The sequence below is a fragment of the Photorhabdus antumapuensis genome (genome assembly GCF_020387775.1).
GTDB lineage: Bacteria > Pseudomonadota > Gammaproteobacteria > Enterobacterales > Enterobacteriaceae > Photorhabdus > Photorhabdus antumapuensis.
In genome coordinates, this window is the sequence record NZ_JAHZMK010000024.1 from 175783 (window position 1) to 193019 (window position 17237).

Below are 17237 nucleotides of genomic sequence, written 5' to 3' on the forward strand. Positions count from 1 at the left end.
CAGCTATTCTTCTTTATACCAATAAAAACTCTTTTTCTTATAACGTGCAAAATCCCCATTTCCATTATCATCAACATTTACATAAATAAATCCATAAGGAGTTTAATTTAATTATTCTCTTTGAGTTTCATCACATATCTTTTTTCTAAGTTATTCTTTTATTATAAACTACCGTATTCATAATATAGATATTTACATTAAATTAAAGGGCAGGGTAGAAGCCGCTTTTGAAAAAACAAACGTAACGTTATGATGGTTATGGCATATGCCCTGATACACCTACAAACCACTTTTGCCACCATAAAAAGGAAATTTTATGTCTCTCGTACCATTTAAGCAGGTTGATGTATTCACTCACCAGCCTTTTAAGGGAAATCCCGTTGCCGTTGTCATGGATGCTCAAGAACTTTCACCGATACAGATGCAAGATATTGCCAACTGGACCAACCTTTCGGAAACCACTTTTATCCTTCCAGCAGAAAATCCACTGGCAGATTATCGTGTACGGATTTTCACACCCGGTAGTGAACTTCCTTTTGCCGGTCATCCCACAATCGGTACCGCACATGCTCTTCTTGAAGCTGGTTTAATTCAGGCGAGAGAAGGGCGTATTGTGCAGGAATGTGAGGCGGGACTGATTACATTGAACGTGACTGAAATGCAATCTGGACATAAATTAATCACCTTCGAACTACCAGAACCCGCTACCACACTGCTCAGTGTCGAACAGATAGATCACCTTGAAAACATTCTAGGTTGCCAGTTAGATCGCGGGCTAACACCCGCACTGATTGACGTGGGAGCTCGCTGGATTGTCGCTCATACCACAGGAGCAGAAGCCGTGCTGGCAACAGAACCTGATTATGCCAAGTTGAGTGAGCACGACACGAAAATGAACGTCACCGGGGTTTGTCTGTATGGTGCCTATCGTGAGGGAGCAGAGGCTGATATTGAAGTACGCTCTTTCGCCCCATCATGCGGTGTCAATGAAGACCCTGTTTGCGGTAGTGGAAACGGCAGCGTTGCCGCATTTATGCGCCACCACAAGGTCGCCATGATTGACGATAAAATCGTTCATTCATCACAAGGTAAAAAACTTGGCCGTCAGGGAAGCGTGTGGCTCAGCCATTCTGATGGTAAGATTTTTGTCGGCGGCAGGGCTGTAACCTGTATCAATGGCACCATCACGATCTAAAGAAAGAGCTATCAGCCCCAATTTCTAATTAGATAACTCAGGAAGTGCATTTGCAGTGTCGGAAAACAGATGTTTTCCGACAGAATCATATTATGAATTTATATCCTTTCAGTGCCTTAACTGTCATAGGTAAACCCAGTTTCAGCAACATTTCCAAAAACTCCGGCGGGTTCTTTAAGGCTATTCGTTGTGTTTGAACTGCGGCTAACGCTTTTGCGTGATTAAGATCAAACAGGTCAGAAATAAATTCATCAGGGTGCATCGTTTCCATTCCTCCTGAATCCGGTCAGTCCATTTGGCTTGATATAGACCAGCTATTCCCAAATGCATTAATAAGTCACCAATAATGATTTTGAACCCACATTAAATAATTCTATCCGGACATCAAACCAAGATTAAATGATAATAAATCCACGTTATTTGATAATGAAAACGCCCTTTCTTGATGGATATATTAACGATGTATGAGGAAAAAATGCTAATACCATAGAACAGATTTGTTAATTCGAAACCAACACTCTATAAATATATCTATACCTAATAGATTTCGAGTTGCAGCGCGGCGGCAAGTGAACGAATCCCTAGGAGCATAGATAACGATGTGACTGGGGTGAGTGAAAGCAGCCAACAAAGCAGCAGCTTGAAAGATGAAGGGTATATACAGCAAGACTCTAAAAACTCTGTTTATATGTGATGGGCGTTTCAAAATTATAATGAATGGATTGAATTAATCACTATTGAATTAATTACTGTTGGAACATTGGAATACTCAATAAAACATAGGAACAAATCCACTACCATTCAAAACTATCTAGTTACTAACTAAACTTAAGGAATATATATGGATAATAAATTTTTTCCTTTATTTCCGGTCACATTATTTTTTTTCTCCTCGCTTTCTATGGGAGCAATTCAGGAAACGAGAATGATTAATTTTGAAAATAAAATTTCATTACCAAAAAGTACAGAAGAGCAACTATATAAACTTGGGAACGAGCTGTATAGCACATCTGTTGACAAGTTGTACTCTCCAAAATATTGGGACAAATATGGTACTTTTTCAAAGGTTGGTATGGAGGTTCAGGGAAGTTTAGCTTATGGAATGGCTCTGGCTAGTTCATCGGATCTTGACATTGCATTTGTTTATAAATACAACAATGGCGACTCTATGGACAGACTTAGCCCGGTTAAACTAAAGGCTGATGCTGTCAATGCATTCAAAGAAGTTTTTGGTAGTAAATATAATTATACTATCAAGACTCCCGTAGTAAATTTAAGTAACCGTACAGAAGATATCGATATTGCATTTTTCAATGTTCTGAACAAATCAACACCTTTATGTTCTATCTATAAAAGGTGTTCTGAATTGAACTATGGACAAGATGCTGCCACATCAGAATGGTATCGTTCAGAACGTCTGAGCCTATACTCTGAACTTGATAGTGTTTTCAGTAAAAAAACACCCAAAAGAGAGATAATTAATCGCTCAGGAAAAATATTAAAAGTATGGCGGGAGAAAATTTTTTCCGATCAGGATGTGAAAATACCCTCAATTGCCTTAGTTACCATGATGTACGATTTCAGTAAGGACAAGGGCACTACATATAATTACAATAAATCCACAGATACTCTTCGTGATGTAACTAGCTATAGTATTATTAAGTATTTTAAGAATAGTAAATGTGAAGGTGCTTCAAATGCAAAGATTGACTTGCCTGTATATCAGCAAGATCGAAACCTCTTAAGTAGATTAGATTCATCACAACGTATGAATACCTGCCTGAAATTAGTTGAATTTAATAAAGCACTTATAATGGCAACATCAGCTCATGTAAGCGAAACTGAGTCGGTTAAAATCCTTGAACCTTTTATTGGTCAGCTCTGAGTTTTAAAAAAGGTACCCAAAGATACTTATGCAGGTGTGAGATCAGTATCGCAAATAAAACCTCATCTCCGGCTTTGGTGAATAAATCAGTCCAGGAAAACCATTTCTCCTGGACTACATGGAAATCATGCTACCCGAATACTGCCTGGAATACCCTGCGGTATCACTCGGTTAAGCGTTTTTTATCAAATTGGCCCGAAACAGATGATGCTTTTCAACAAAACATCCTACAAAATAATATGGAATATGGAGAAGCTATTTTTTATATATAAAATATAACCAAGTATTCACTATTACAACACCGATAATAACCATACGCATGTATCTTATAAACAATCTTAAATATAATCATATTGTTGACAATTTAACCTCCCAGACCAAATGCCAGTCCCATATCTTTTAATAACAAAACTTGTTAGCTTATAATAAAATAAATAACGACATGATTAATTTATATTATTTAAGTAAAATTGGTTTTTTAAATTCCCTGTACTACTCTTTTTTATAGCAGCTTTGATTTATAGAAACCGCTTCTATCTTTGCAATATAATTAATTGCTGCGACAGATTTATATTATTATCACGGCAAACATAAATAACCTGAACATGTTATTTATAAGCTAATCACATAACCCTAATATTCATTTATGGACTTATAGGTGAAATTATGTCAACAGAATACAAGATTTATATCATCAACCAGCAAGATAAAAAGAAAAAGTTTTGGTGTTTTCTTAGTGAACCACAATCAGAAGTAAGTGATAAGGTGTTTGCTAACTCATCAACTTATATGACATTATCTAAGCACATAAAGGGAGACGAAAACTCCTTTATTATTCCTCTTGAATTTAAATTGAAGGCGAGTTCACACAACAAAGTAGTAGGTATTAGCTCAAAAATATCTACTCATTCTCTTAAAGATATAGAATTAGGTAACATATGGAAGGTAGAATTTGATTCTAGCAACGAACATATAAACCCATCTTTAAGTAAGTTGAGTGAGAAAACTGAACCTAACCAAGTTGGAATTAAAATAAACGGTTTTGACCTGACAGAACAAGAAATTAATCGGTGGTATAGCTGTCTTACATTTGGTATTGAATCAGGAGAGGGTTTTATTGGCTACTCCTGGCTCCCATCACCTAACGACACATACCATATTCAGCCTAAGATAAGATTTTATATTAAAACTGGAGAATACGTTGAGAACCAGCTTATCAAAATGAGTGACGTATCTAGTGATTCCGCACTGATCACTGAAGAAGATTTTGATAAAAGAAAGGAGTGTACCGTTATTTATACGACTCAAGGAAAGTGGGAAGTTAAATCTGGCAAGCCCTCACCGTCACTCCATGATAATTCATTAGTGGAAAATTTAATTTCTGCCCATATTGATTTAACTGCATCTCATGCTGCTTTAATTGAACTGGTCCAAAAAAATTATAGTGAGAATGACTCTAAGCAGGAAAAAAGAGTATCTAATGTTGAAGATCCTACCCTTTGGTATATAAGTGCAGCTATTACCCTTGTAGCCGGATTTACTTACAAGATGTTAGTGCCGATCTTACAGCAAAAAATAGTGAGTTACTTGTATCAAAAGAATTTTGAATTGAAAGAGATAAAGATTGTTGACTCTGGTCTTGAGTTCATTTATGCCTTAAAAGAGGGAGGAAGGGGCATATTAAGAAGTAATAAAAATAATGAACATCTGTTAGATATAACCAAGAAAGCGTTGGACTATGAAGAGGAAGAACATCACATCCAGAGTTATAAGATTACGATCTAAACATGATAAAATGAATTTTTTCATCTTATTATAATTTATAGGGCGGATTTTTCGCCCTATATTACAATCCATTCTATTTTTCTACTTTGACAGCAGAAAATAAGTTGAATTTTCGGATAAAAATAAAAGATTAAAACACGTAGTTAAATATGCCCAACGTTTTTACAGAATAAACTTAAATAACCTATACCCTTCATCTTTCAAGCTGCTGCTTTGTTGGCTACTTTCACTCACCCCAGTCACATAGTTATCTATGCTCCTGGGGATTCGTTCACTTGCCGCCGCGCTGCAACTCGAAATCTATTAGGTATATTTATAATCTATAAGAAACAGTTATTGTTGGCGAAAACAGAGCAATTGAACTAAACTCAAATTTTACTTTTATGAGAGGAACTTAACTATGTCCGAAACCTATTTTTCTGAATCGTTAAACCTAAAATCTCACTGGATGCCATTCACTGCCAACCGTAGTTTCCAACGCGATCCACGCCTCATCGTTGCTGCCGAAGGGCAATGGCTAAAAGACGATAAAGGGCGCCGGATTTACGACAGTCTGTCCGGTCTTTGGACCTGTGGAGCAGGGCATACCCGGACAGAAATTCAGCAAGCTGTTGCTGCTCAATTGAGCACCCTCGACTACTCACCAGGCTTTCAGTTCGGTCATCCCTTGTCGTTTCAACTAGCAGAAAAAATTGCCAATTTAACACCAGGTGATCTCAATCACGTCTTTTTCACCAGTTCAGGTTCTGAGACTTTAGACACCTCAGTCAAAATGGCACAAGCCTACTGGCGTGTAAAAGGCCAGCCCACGAAAACCAAACTGATTGGCCGTGCACTTGGTTATCATGGCGTCAACATTGCAGGTACTAGTTTGGGGGGAATTGGTAGCAATCGCAAAATGTTCGGACAGTTGATGGATGTAGATCACTTATCCCATACGCTACAGGCCGATATGGCATTTACGCCAGGTATGGCGGAAACTGGCGGCGTGGAATTGGCCAACGAGATGCTCAAGTTGATCGAACTGCATGATGCCTCCAATATCGCGGCAGTTATTGTCGAGCCTGTGTCCGGTTCCGCCGGTGCGATTATTCCGCCCAAAGGGTATCTACAGCGTCTGCGTGAAATTTGCGATCAACATAATATTTTGTTGATTTTTGACGAGGTTATTACCGGCTTTGGTCGCATGGGACGCTGGACCGGTGCTGAATATTTTGGTGTGACGCCAGATATTCTTAACTTTGCCAAACAAATTACCAATGGCGCCATTCCTCTGGGAGGCGTAGTGGCAAGCAGTGAAATTTATGAAGCCTTTATGTCTCAGCCACTACCGGAACATTCCGTGGAGTTTAGTCATGGTTATACCTATTCGGCACACCCCGTTGCTTGTGCTGCCGGGTTGGCAACCTTGGACCTGCTGGATAAAGACCATCTTATCCAGCGTTCTGCTGAGCTTGCTCCCCATTTCGAAACCGCTCTTCATTCTCTCGGAAACTGTCCAAATGTGACTGACGTCCGCAACTGTGGCTTGGTGGGGGCAATTGAGTTGGCTGCCCGTGACGGTGATGCCGCTATACGTCCTTTTGATGCCAGCATGATGCTTTGGAACGCGGGTTTTTACGTACGCTTTGGCGGCGATACGCTGCAATTTGGGCCGATGTTCAATGCTGAACGAGCCGATTTGGATCGTCTTTTTGACGCCGTTAGTGAAGTACTACATTACATTGACTAAGGAAGGGGAATGAATTTGACGCTCACTTGATAGGTGAGCGTCACTATGATCGTGGTATTGGTGCTTATCCAAGATAAGAAACTCAACTGCGTGAAGCGTCCAATCATGAACTTACTCCCTGCTAAATATCAGCGGAATATCACAATAAATTGTAAACCTAAATAATATAATTACGGTAATGGTGCAAAAGGGTATACCGATTGGCCAAAAACGAATCCCTTTCATATTGGATTTTCATGTTCTGAATTTTAAACCTTCGAGTTAATTTTGTATAACAAGGAGTAGTTATGAAAACATTAAATATTATAATTTTATCTCTATCGACAGTGATAGCTTCTAATTCTTTAGCCAATGAGATTAGAGCAAGGGATTTAGGCATTCCTTTCTCTGGAGTAACGGGGAAATATAATGCGATTACAGATGTTAGTGGTGTAGAAGTTGGCTATTCAACCATAATAGAAGGCGATGGAAAGCTAGAGGTTGGAAAAGGCCCAATAAGAACCGGCGTAACAGCTATATTGCCAAGAGGAAAGAAATTTAGCCCGGTATTTTCCAGTACATTCTCTTTAAACGGAAATGGAGATATGACAGGTAATCAATGGGTCAAAGAAAGTGGTTTCTTAGAAACGCCGATATTAATAACCAACACTCATAGTGTTGGCGTTGTTAGAGATTCAACAATTAGCTGGATGATTGATAATAATTTAACATCACCACTAAAAGATGATTTATTTTGGTTATTACCCGTGGTTGCAGAAACATGGGATGGAATATTAAATGATATAAACGGTATGCATGTAAAAAAAGAACATGTATATCATGCGTTGAATAGCGCTAAATCAGGAACGATAGAAGAGGGTAATGTCGGGGGCGGAACTGGAATGAACCTTTTTAAGTTTAAGGGAGGCACAGGTACTTCATCAAGAATTCTAGATAAAAAAGATGGAGGATACACTGTTGGCGTTCTTGTTCAAGGCAACTTTGGTGATAGGGATGACTTGATTATTTCTGGGATTCCAGTTGGTAAAGAAATAAAGGATCTCTATCCGATATATCATGGTAACAAGAAAAAAATAAAGGATGCCGGTTCTATAATAGCAGTGGTAGCCACAGATGCGCCATTAGCTCCTCACCAATTAGAAAAAATAGCGAAAAGAGTATCTCTTGGGCTTGCAAAAGTAGGTGGGGTAGCCAGGAATACGAGCGGTGAAATATTTATTGCATTTTCGACCGCAAATAATGATGCATTCTCTAGAAAGGCTGTAAGAGCAATAAAAATACTGCCAAATGACAAACTAGATCCTTTGTATGAAGCAACAATAAATGCAACAGAAGAAGCAATAATTAATGCTATGATCGCCGCCAAAAAAATGGTTGGGAGAAATGGCAATACTTCGTATTCCATCCCTAAAGATAGAGTTAAAGAGATATTAAAAAAACATAATGTCTTAGTATCACCTGAAATGTATAGCTCAGACCCAATCTGACGCTTAGATTTGAAAAGAAACTGGTTCCGATGAAGTGCTTATTTTACAAGCATTGAAAATTGTCTGTTCATCAGAAAGCTATTTTGAATTGCTATGCAATCGAATTAAGCGATTGAACCTCAATCCATGCTCTGAAAAGCCTCTTATTAGAGGCTTTTTGGTAAAACTTTAAACTTCTCTGCCTTCATAATAAGCGGCGTAAGCGGTACTTCCATTATAATCACAAGATCCATAACGCCCTTTAAAATACCATGTAATCGTTTTACCAACGCCAGACTCATACCGAGTAAATACATTAGCAAAATTGTCATAAGGATTAACAACAATTCTAGCATACTTCAAGCCCAAGCTATCTGCCCCTGCTACGCTTACGTCCTGTCCCGGACAACTCGCTGCTAATGCTGTTCCAATTCCTCCAGTTAATGCAATACTCGCAGCTAATACCCCAACTGTTAATAATTTCTTGAACATAAAAATTCTCCTTAAATAGTTTCAGAATTTACATATTTAAACATATTACTTACAAAACCATATGTGATAACGCATACAAAACCTAAATCATCACATCGATGATGTTACAATTTTAAAATTCAAAAACTGCTTATATTTTTCATCCTAGATTGGATTAGGTTGGGAACCTAATTTCCATTTATCATAATAGTACCAGAAATTAAAAATGGCGAATCTAATATATAATGATAATTTGTTGTTCTATAATTTCCCATGAAACTATCTTGAATATCAGTATATTTAACCTTTCTGGAATTTATGATTTATCTCACATATTTATAGGGATTGAAATCTATAAATGTAGCAACCTAGGGCTGTCTTAAATAAGGGGAAGTCGGCACTGACAATTGAGAGAACAAGAAATGCGCTTATATTTTGCTCACTCACACTGGATGGATTTTCTGGTAATAATGTCAACTATCCTGACTCTGGATGATCTTAATTTGATTAAAAGAAAACATTTTCCCTCATTATTTCTTCAAAATAATCATAGTGAAAAAATTCTTTCTATAATTATTGCCCTCAGATGCTATATCTATTAAGTATAATATTTCTGAATAAGTACTCTCATCGTAATTATGTGACTACCCAATAAAAACATGAGCCTCGAAAAAATACCAGTGTATTCATTCATGGAAGCAGGAGAGGGGGGTAACAATATTTCATTGAGCCGAAGGTGAGACTTTTCGGGAACGCCCCTTATTAGCCTTATAGGTTTGCTCCCAAGTTACGTGGAGCAAACCTACGCAACAAAGCTCAAAGACCGAATTTTTCTTTAAGTTTATCAATCTGCTGTTGCTGAAATAATTCAAACTCAGCTCTTGGTTGCTGCAAACGTATAGAATCTAACATTGGATCTTTAACTTCAGTACGAATGCCGCTCATCTGTTCAAGTACCGCCAATCCACAGAATGGTACATAAGACTCCGCATACCCGCCTTCATGAACAACGACTAGTTTTCCGGCGCATAAACTCTCTGCTGCCTGTTGCACTAGCTGGGTCATCTCCCGAAAACTTTCACTATGGAGCTGCATCCTTGCCAAAGGATCCACCGCATTCGCATCATAGCCACAGGCAACAATAATCAGTTCCGGTTTAAAACGTTCAAGCGCAGGAAGTACTATCTGTGTCATTGCATAGATATAGCTATTATGTCCAGCTCCAGCAAATAATGGGATATTCAAGTTATAACCTGTCCCTTCACCTTCGCCGATATCATCTTCACCACTGTATCCTGGAGGGAAACAGCCATCCTGATGTATCGAGATGGTCAAAACATCAGAACGATCCCAATAAATATGCTGAGTACCATTACCGTGATGAACATCCCAATCAATGACCGCAACTCGTTTTAAATCAAAACGCGCTTTTGCCTGTTCAATTGCCAATGGGATATTTGCTAGAAAACAAAATCCCATGGACTTATCAGGCAAACAATGATGACCTGGCGGTCGAGAAAGGCTGTAAGCATTATCAAGCTCACCGCTAAGCACGGCTTCTACCGCAGCACAAGCAAGGCCGGCTGAGAGCTTAGCAATTTCATAGCTTCCCGGTCCCAGAGGAGCTTCTATACCAAGCATTCCTCCACCATTATCACTGAGTTGCTTAAACCGTTTCAGGTACTCTTCCGGATGAATTTTACGTAGTGTTTTCTCATCAATAGGCGATGCCGAAGAAAGGTGCAAAGAGTGGCTCAAGCCTGATACATCCATCAAATTTTTCAACCGCCTTTTTGTTTCCGGCGATTCAGCATGTGCAGCTCCAGAAGGGGGCTGAACCCAACCACCGACCGGCAGCGTCGTTACATGCACGCCAGTACTATGCCAAAAACAATGTTCATCAAAGAAAAAACCCGTTTTTCGTCTCATCATCCTTTCCTTTACATTAAATTAATTAACATAATCAAAATAGTGGCGACCATTTTTCCCATTTCGCTTTCTGTACTGACACCGTCATCCAGAAATTTTACGGCAACGCCTTGTTCATCAAATTATTTTATCAATTGAACCATATCGGCAGTATCACAGCCAAAACTCTGTCGAGTTTTTTGACTAGAATCACATCACGTTTTTCGAAGGTAGGTAAAAAAGGGATATGGCGGATGGAGTAGGTTATTTTGATAATTTTTTATCTAAACATTGTTTCTCCAAATAGTGTTTTGTGTCACCAGCTCTCATTCATGTTTATTTAGATTGTAGTTTTTTATACGCTCGTTGCAACAATGGAATGGCCAGCGGAGGTATCGAACCAAGTTTAGGTAGGGGGGTATTTTTGAAAATCAAAGGGGCCACCGAAAACCAGTCAGAGTCAAATGGAATTGCGACATTGGCCCCCAGATTAAACTTAGTTTCCATTAATAACCCTGAAATTTCCCATCCATCAATTTCAGGCCCAATCAAAAATTCCCCCGGATAAACACGATCAGTTTTCTTAGTGGTTCCATAGACGACAAGTACCGCATGTTCATCGTGAAAGACTTTTAATACTAATGCCGGGCGGGGTTTCAGGCCGGGTGTGCCAATCTCGTAAGGAAATCGGCACCACACGATATCCCCGGCTACCGGCAGGGGTTTAAAGCGGAATTGCATTATTCATCCCCCAACAGCGGAGAACCAAATTCGCTCAGGGTAAGATGGCCGACTGGTGATGCTTTTCGAATGGCAGCAATCTGTTGATCGGTCAGAGGGCCGTCATCCGGCTCGTATGCCGGTATCGTTTTTTTTGCAAGATCTCTTAGCGCTTTATGAACCAACTCGGTTTGATTGAGTGAAAGCTCACTCATTAAACGGTTGAAGGTTGATTCACTTACCCCAAACTCACTATCACGTTCGCGGAGTTTGAAAAGAAATTTTTTGGTTTCCCGGCCTTTGGTCATTGCTGTCATGGTAGACTCCTATACAGGAAGTTGAGTATATATAAAGCATATACTATCGGGTTTTTCATGCAATCAAGTATATACATACTATATACCGAAGATTAACTAAAAGTCCATGGCAGCAGGGGTTAACGGATATGTTTTCGTTTTTGCTTTCATGTTTATCAAAATTATTTAACATAATATACATTAGGCGAACCAATGCACTTGTAGGGAGAATCTGGCCGGAATCGTTATTACTGGCCCTAGCCGTCAACGGACTACTATCATCAATGATGATTCACGTTAACCGTTTCTCCAGACGAACCAGAATCAAATGCAATTAGCACTAATCCTCATCCTCCGTTGGTAAAATAGCATTGGGTAAAGCACTAAAGGTTCCCCAATAGAAGGCAATTAAAGACATCACTGCCACTGCAACGATATCCCAAGGCGCAGGAATAATGCCTTTACCGCCAAATGTGCCTAAATAGGACAGAATGATCATGGCACTGTAGAAACCAATCAACCACAAAGCAGAGGTTATCTGTTGGCGCAGGCTCACTTTACCTATCGGGACTTTATTTTTAAATAACAAATAGATAAAAAACAAGACAATCTGTAATCCAAGCAGCCAAGAAACGGTTTTCCAACCGGACCAGTAAACAATGAAGGCGGAAATAATAAAAGAAAGTGGGCTAATGATCGCAAGCCATTTAACATAAAAAGGACGTTTTATCTCCTTGGCATTACGACGTAAGGCAGAAGCGGTTACTGGCGCTAATGCATAGCTCAAAATTAACGCCGCAGAAACAACACTGATGAGTTTTTCCCATGAAGGAAAAGGTAATGTCCAAAAAACAGAAAGAATAAATGTCAACCAGAGTGCAGGACGTGGTATCCCCGATTTTTCATCGATATGGGTAAACACATTAAATAACGTCCCACTTTTTGCCCAACCATAGACTACACGGGGAGTGGCATTCATATAAATATTCCCGGTACCACTTGGAGAGATTACCGCATCACATACCACCAAAAAAGCGAGCCACCCCGCACCGAGAATTAAGGCTATATCACGAAACGGCAGTGAAAAATATTGCCCAATGTTGTTCCAGCCACCAAAGAGTAGATCAGAAGGTATCCCGCCAAGAAAAGCTAACTGTAATAAAACATAAATGATCGTAGACAGTGAAATAGACAGAATGAGGGCAATAGGAATTGTTTTTTGAGGTTTTTCCACTTCACCAGCAACGGAAATAATGGGCGTTAGGCCAAGATAAGCAAAGATAATACCCCCCGTTGAAACCGCCGCTTGAATACCCGATACCCCAAAAGGAGAAAATCCGTGAACTTGCAGATTATTCGGATTGAAATAATTAAACAGGATAATAATGACGAGCAGCGGAACGATAAACTTGAAAACACTAATAATATTATTGGATTTCGCAAAGGTTTTCACGCTGTTGTAGTTAAGGTAAAAGAAAAATGCTAATAAGATAAATTGAACCAGCCAGCCTGTCAGAGTCGGATCACCAGAACCCGGCTGACTGAGAAATGGGAACCACGCCGCCGCATATTGTCGAGCTGCGACGACTTCGATGGCTATTAGGCTGGAAAACGCAATTAAGGTGATGGAACCCATTAAATATCCCATGAGCTCACCATGAGAAAACACCGGGTAACGGATAATGCCCCCTGATTTCGGCAGTGCCGCACCCAGTTCGCAATAAATAATGCCGAGTAAAAGCACAGCGATACCGCCAATCACCCAGGAAAAAATCCCTGCTGGCCCGGCAATAACAGACACATGGCTGGCCGCAAATAACCAGCCAGAACCAAAAATAGCCCCTAATCCGATGAAGGTTAAATCCGTGAGTGTTAACTGTTTCTTAAATTTACCCTGCCCTGAATCGGATTTTGGCCGTGAAGAGGCTTCGTATAGCGCCATAATTATTCGCCCTTTTCTGTTTCTTATTTGATTTACAATACTTCCCTACTCATCACCCCATTAATTAATCGAGAAATATTTAACGGGTTATGGTCTTGAAGTGCGGGTGGAAGTAAGAATTCGGGATAGTTTTGGAAACATACCGGGCGCAGAAAACGCCAGATGGCCAGTGTGCCAACGGAAGTCCCTCTCGCATCTGAAGTTGCCGGATAAGGCCCACCATGAACCACGGCATCACATACTTCAACGCCTGTTGGGTAGCCATTAACAACCACCCTGCCCGCTATGTTTTGTAATCGTCGACTAAGCTCATGCGCATTCGCTAATTCACCGTGCTCACCAATCAAGGTAGCGGTAAGCTGCCCCTGCAAACAGTCAATTGCGCGTAAAAGTTGATACTGGTTTTCGGCTTCAACCACAATAGCAACAGGGCCAAAAACTTCCTCTTGTAACAGGGCACTTTTACTCAACAACAAAGCAATATCTGCACGATACAGCATTGCACTTGCCTGATTTTCATGATGTTCGCCAATGGCTAACCGGGTCATTAAGGGTTCATCATCCAGTTGATGAATACCTTTTTGGTAGCTGAGTAATGTGCCTGGGTTTAGCATTGCCTGTGCCGGACGAAGAGTGATTTCCTGCGCCAATTGAGTAATAAATTGATTAAATTCTGGCGAACGAATACCCAAGATTATTCCTGGCTTAGTACAAAACTGACCGCCACCTAATGTGAATGAATTTGCCAATTCTTGGGCAATCTGTTTTCCCCGCTGTGCTAAGGCGTTTGGCAGCACAATGACCGGATTGATACTCGACATTTCAGCGAAAACCGGAATAGGTTGTGGTCGCTGCATCGCCATATCGAACAGTGCGCGTCCACCAGCGAGTGAACCGGTAAAACCAACGGCTTGAATAATTGGGTGTTTGACTAGATCTGCCCCCACGCTATTGCCATAAATCATATTGAATACACCTACGGGCATTTGTGTGGCGATAATAGCGCGTTCAATGGCTTCTGCGATAATTTCGGCGGTAGCCATATGGCCGCTATGTGCTTTGAAAACAACGGAGCAGCCCGCTGCTAACGCTGACGCCGTGTCACCACCAGCAGTTGAAAAAGCCAAAGGGAAATTACTGGCACCGAAAACCGCAATAGGGCCTAGAGGAATATGGCACTGGCGAATATCAACTCTAGGGAGCGGTTTTCTCTCAGGTTGCGCAGTATCAATGCGGGCAGCATGAATATCACCACGGCGTAACAGCATAGCAAACAGCCTCATTTGCCCGCTCGTTCTCGACCGTTCACCTTGAAGCCGGGCTAGAGGCAAAGCCGTTTCTTCTGATACAAGGGCAATGAAGTCATTACCAAGAGCATCAATTTCATCGGCCACTTTATCTAAAAAAACGGCACGTTCTTCCAGCGATGTTTGGCTATAACGTGTAAATGCATCGGCTGCTGCTTGGGCGGCAAGATCGACCTCATGTCGTGTAGCCTGATAAAACGCACAACCTATTGGTGAATTATCCACCGCTCGTCGACTATGCAAACAGCGTTCTCCCTCTGCTTGCCTGCGACCGCCAATAAACTGCATACCTGAATGTGTTACCAACATAGCGATTCCTCCCAGGGTATCAGAAACGGTTACAGCCCAATTCAGAGACCGACATCAGGCAGTGAAGGACGATGAGCGAGAGCTTTTTCTACAACAGCGCAGACTTCCGCCAATGTTTCCCCTTCGAGTGGTAAACGCGGTGGACGAGTAATAGCACTACCACGGCCAACCATTTCTTCACACAACTTGATGCATTGCACCAAATCAGGACGGAAATCCAAATGCAACAGAGGCATAAACCAGCGATATAATTCCCGAGCTTCTTCATAACGTTTCTGTTTAGCCAGACGGAATAAAGTCTCCCCTTCCCGTGGAAAAGCATTCGACATACCTGAAATCCAACCTTCCGCACCCACTGCAACTGACTCTAAAACGACGTCATCCAAACCAGCAAAAAGAATGAAGCGATCGCCTGTTTCGTTGGGAATATCACTAAAAGGACGGGTATTGCCTGATGAATCTTTAAATGCAACGATATTTTCGCAATCGGCCAGAGACGTCAGGATTTTCGGCGTAATATCATTTTTATACAGCAGAGGATTGTTATATAGCATGACGGGTAAATCGGTGGAGGTAGCAATTGTACGGAAATACGCCCTATTTTCTTTCGGTGTTGGCGTATAAATCAGAGGTGGCATGATCATCACCCCATTAGCACTTGCCTGACGGCATTCAGAGACCATTTTACACGCATTATCGGTTGTCAATTCTGCGATACCCGAAAGAACAGGAACTTTCCCACCAGCAACATCTACTGCGAGTTCAACGATAGCACGCTTCTCCTTCATAGACAGAGACGTGTTTTCCCCCACAGAACCATTGACGACTAAACCGGAGACCCCATCTTTAATCAGGTTCGTCATTACCTTCTGTGTGGCGTCAAAATTAATGGAAAAATCGGAGTTAAATTGTGTTGTCACTGCTGGAAAAACACCATGCCAGCTAACCTTTTTTTTGCTCATAGCCTCATCCTTTGATTGTCATTGATTTATTTACTTGATATTTAAAATGCGAATTGTTTTTATTTTGTTAATAAAGTGTGACTCATTGGTTTTGCTTGAATGATGGCTATTTCGCGACAGAGAAGCTTGTCACTTTTCGCAGTGAACAATGACGAAATTAGCATAATAGGAATGGCAAACTTAAAGCTGAACGGAAGTATGAGTAAAACGGCAAATTACTCCAGCCAGATTGACTGACGAAAATCACTGGGAGTGAGTCCAGTTGATGCCTTAAATTGCCGAGTAAATGCGCTGTGATCCGTATAACCACATTGCAAGGCGATATCTGTGATAGGTAATTCCGTGGCCAGCAATTCAGACGCTTTTTCAATTCTGATTTTGTGGATCATCTGCCGAGGAGTCAGGTGAAAGATGCGTTTACAGTAACGTTCCAATTGAGCAACCGAGAGACGTGTTAAATGAGTTAGCTCTTCGAGACGAATGGTTCGATTAAAATTTTCACGAATATAATCATCAACGATAGCCAACTTCTGGTACACAGGGTGATTTTCCTTAACTTCCGTCAGATCATGAGAAATTCCTGCCATACCAATAATTTGATTATGTTGATTATACAATGGCAATTTATATGTCATACACCAACCTGCTTTACGTCCATGATAAAAATGGAGTTCCAGTTGGTTTTGGATAATTGCCCCTTGATGTAATACACGTAAATCCTGTTCGATATAACAACTGCCCATCTGAGCAGGAAAGATTTCGGAAGAGGTTTTACCAAGTAGCGAAGAGACCGACTTAAATCCGCAGCGTGTGGCTAGCGTAAGGTTCGCAATTAGATAACGTGCTTTGATATCTTTGATAAAGAAAACCACACTGGGAATCGCATTTAGCAATGGTGTAATTAAGGCAACCGCATTGAGAATATCTTGCAGGTTATTGGGTTTGTGATTAACTAATCCACTACACAGTGCCGATAAAAACTCAACATTACAAGCATCATGACCATTTGTGCCAATGCCATTTTTTTCATTGTTCTGGTATATATTCATCATCGATATCTCCAGTCTATTACCATTAAAATAGGATTTTTGACTCGTGCTTAGTTATTTACTTTGATTAAAAAGATAAATATCAGATTCGACATATTAGCAATATACAAAATAGCTATTTTGTGTTCATGTGATAATTGTCACAGAAAGTTATTCCGACCACTCTTATTTATCTGTTTGATTTTATAGATTAATTTATAAATTATTTTT

Annotated in this window: 14 protein-coding genes and 1 pseudogene; 5 read left to right on the plus strand and 10 right to left on the minus strand. The window is 40.3% G+C overall.

Annotation, left to right across the window (positions count from 1 at the left end; genetic code table 11):
• The first annotated feature begins 316 nt into the window (after nucleotides 1–316).
• Nucleotides 317–1195, plus strand: a complete 879-nt coding sequence (locus tag KZ793_RS10440; RefSeq protein ID WP_225815276.1) for a PhzF family phenazine biosynthesis protein — start codon at nucleotides 317–319, stop codon at nucleotides 1193–1195.
• Between the two features lie 85 nt (nucleotides 1196–1280).
• On the opposite strand, the gene KZ793_RS10445 is transcribed toward KZ793_RS10440, so the two are convergent.
• Nucleotides 1281–1466: a hypothetical protein gene (locus KZ793_RS10445; RefSeq protein ID WP_225815277.1), complete on the minus strand. Its 186-nt coding sequence runs from the start codon at nucleotides 1464–1466 to the stop codon at nucleotides 1281–1283.
• 570 nt (nucleotides 1467–2036) lie between these two features.
• Here KZ793_RS10445 and KZ793_RS10450 point away from each other — a divergent pair.
• From KZ793_RS10450 to KZ793_RS10465, 4 genes are all read left to right on the plus strand, one after another.
• Nucleotides 2037–3080 (plus strand): nucleotidyltransferase family protein, encoded by a 1044-nt coding sequence (locus tag KZ793_RS10450; protein ID WP_225815278.1) that lies wholly within the window; start codon nucleotides 2037–2039, stop codon nucleotides 3078–3080.
• 666 nt (nucleotides 3081–3746) lie between these two features.
• The gene (locus KZ793_RS10455; RefSeq protein WP_225815279.1) at nucleotides 3747–4865 is read left to right on the plus strand and encodes a hypothetical protein; all 1119 of its coding nucleotides are present in this window, start codon (nucleotides 3747–3749) and stop codon (nucleotides 4863–4865) included.
• A gap of 400 nt (nucleotides 4866–5265) precedes the next feature.
• On the plus strand, nucleotides 5266–6597 hold the full coding sequence (locus tag KZ793_RS10460) for an aspartate aminotransferase family protein (RefSeq protein ID WP_225815280.1): 1332 nt from the start codon (nucleotides 5266–5268) through the stop codon (nucleotides 6595–6597).
• A 287-nt stretch (nucleotides 6598–6884) separates the two neighbouring features.
• On the plus strand, nucleotides 6885–8084 hold the full coding sequence (locus KZ793_RS10465) for a DmpA family aminopeptidase (RefSeq protein WP_225815281.1): 1200 nt from the start codon (nucleotides 6885–6887) through the stop codon (nucleotides 8082–8084).
• A 168-nt stretch (nucleotides 8085–8252) separates the two neighbouring features.
• Here KZ793_RS10465 and KZ793_RS10470 read toward each other — a convergent pair whose 3' ends face one another.
• The 9 genes and pseudogenes from KZ793_RS10470 to KZ793_RS10510 all read right to left on the minus strand — a co-directional run bounded on the left by KZ793_RS10470 (nucleotide 8253) and on the right by KZ793_RS10510 (nucleotide 17030).
• Entirely contained in the window at nucleotides 8253–8555 is a 303-nt protein-coding gene (locus KZ793_RS10470) for a hypothetical protein (protein ID WP_225815282.1), read from the minus strand.
• Between the two features lie 795 nt (nucleotides 8556–9350).
• Nucleotides 9351–10463: a class II histone deacetylase gene (locus KZ793_RS10475; protein WP_225815283.1), complete on the minus strand. Its 1113-nt coding sequence runs from the start codon at nucleotides 10461–10463 to the stop codon at nucleotides 9351–9353.
• A gap of 35 nt (nucleotides 10464–10498) precedes the next feature.
• Nucleotides 10499–10668 (minus strand): annotated as a pseudogene (locus KZ793_RS10480) (recombinase family protein); the annotation flags it as partial.
• Between the two features lie 110 nt (nucleotides 10669–10778).
• On the minus strand, nucleotides 10779–11183 hold the full coding sequence (locus KZ793_RS10485; RefSeq protein ID WP_225815284.1) for a type II toxin-antitoxin system PemK/MazF family toxin: 405 nt from the start codon (nucleotides 11181–11183) through the stop codon (nucleotides 10779–10781).
• Nucleotides 11183–11479, minus strand: coding sequence for a hypothetical protein (locus KZ793_RS10490; RefSeq protein ID WP_225815285.1), 297 nt, complete (start codon nucleotides 11477–11479; stop codon nucleotides 11183–11185). Before KZ793_RS10490 ends, KZ793_RS10485 begins: the two co-directional genes overlap by 1 nt.
• Before the next feature lie 319 nt (nucleotides 11480–11798).
• The gene (locus tag KZ793_RS10495; protein WP_225815286.1) at nucleotides 11799–13400 is read right to left on the minus strand and encodes an APC family permease; all 1602 of its coding nucleotides are present in this window, start codon (nucleotides 13398–13400) and stop codon (nucleotides 11799–11801) included.
• A 32-nt stretch (nucleotides 13401–13432) separates the two neighbouring features.
• Nucleotides 13433–15016 carry an aldehyde dehydrogenase (NADP(+)) gene (locus KZ793_RS10500; protein WP_225815287.1) on the minus strand — a complete coding sequence of 528 codons (1584 nt, stop codon included), beginning with the start codon at nucleotides 15014–15016 and terminating at the stop codon, nucleotides 13433–13435.
• A 41-nt stretch (nucleotides 15017–15057) separates the two neighbouring features.
• Nucleotides 15058–15978, minus strand: coding sequence for a dihydrodipicolinate synthase family protein (locus KZ793_RS10505; RefSeq protein WP_225815288.1), 921 nt, complete (start codon nucleotides 15976–15978; stop codon nucleotides 15058–15060).
• Nucleotides 15979–16193: 215 nt separating this feature from the next.
• Nucleotides 16194–17030, minus strand: coding sequence for an AraC family transcriptional regulator (locus KZ793_RS10510; protein WP_225815289.1), 837 nt, complete (start codon nucleotides 17028–17030; stop codon nucleotides 16194–16196).
• Between the last annotated feature and the right edge of the window lie 207 nt (nucleotides 17031–17237).

What these genes read in the sequence shown, in the direction of transcription:
- KZ793_RS10505 (WP_225815288.1), bottom strand. Translation starts at nt 15,978, where the DNA reads ATGAGCAAAAAAAAGGTTAGCTGGCATGGTGTTTTTCCAGCAGTGACA.
- KZ793_RS10475 (WP_225815283.1), bottom strand. Translation starts at nt 10,463, where the DNA reads ATGAGACGAAAAACGGGTTTTTTCTTTGATGAACATTGTTTTTGGCAT.
- KZ793_RS10455 (WP_225815279.1), top strand. Translation starts at nt 3,747, where the DNA reads ATGTCAACAGAATACAAGATTTATATCATCAACCAGCAAGATAAAAAG.
- KZ793_RS10465 (WP_225815281.1), top strand. Translation starts at nt 6,885, where the DNA reads ATGAAAACATTAAATATTATAATTTTATCTCTATCGACAGTGATAGCT.
- KZ793_RS10460 (WP_225815280.1), top strand. Translation starts at nt 5,266, where the DNA reads ATGTCCGAAACCTATTTTTCTGAATCGTTAAACCTAAAATCTCACTGG.
- KZ793_RS10510 (WP_225815289.1), bottom strand. Translation starts at nt 17,030, where the DNA reads ATGATGAATATATACCAGAACAATGAAAAAAATGGCATTGGCACAAAT.
- KZ793_RS10485 (WP_225815284.1), bottom strand. Translation starts at nt 11,183, where the DNA reads ATGCAATTCCGCTTTAAACCCCTGCCGGTAGCCGGGGATATCGTGTGG.
- KZ793_RS10450 (WP_225815278.1), top strand. Translation starts at nt 2,037, where the DNA reads ATGGATAATAAATTTTTTCCTTTATTTCCGGTCACATTATTTTTTTTC.
- KZ793_RS10495 (WP_225815286.1), bottom strand. Translation starts at nt 13,400, where the DNA reads ATGGCGCTATACGAAGCCTCTTCACGGCCAAAATCCGATTCAGGGCAG.
- KZ793_RS10445 (WP_225815277.1), bottom strand. Translation starts at nt 1,466, where the DNA reads ATGGAAACGATGCACCCTGATGAATTTATTTCTGACCTGTTTGATCTT.
- KZ793_RS10490 (WP_225815285.1), bottom strand. Translation starts at nt 11,479, where the DNA reads ATGACAGCAATGACCAAAGGCCGGGAAACCAAAAAATTTCTTTTCAAA.
- KZ793_RS10470 (WP_225815282.1), bottom strand. Translation starts at nt 8,555, where the DNA reads ATGTTCAAGAAATTATTAACAGTTGGGGTATTAGCTGCGAGTATTGCA.
- KZ793_RS10500 (WP_225815287.1), bottom strand. Translation starts at nt 15,016, where the DNA reads ATGTTGGTAACACATTCAGGTATGCAGTTTATTGGCGGTCGCAGGCAA.
- KZ793_RS10440 (WP_225815276.1), top strand. Translation starts at nt 317, where the DNA reads ATGTCTCTCGTACCATTTAAGCAGGTTGATGTATTCACTCACCAGCCT.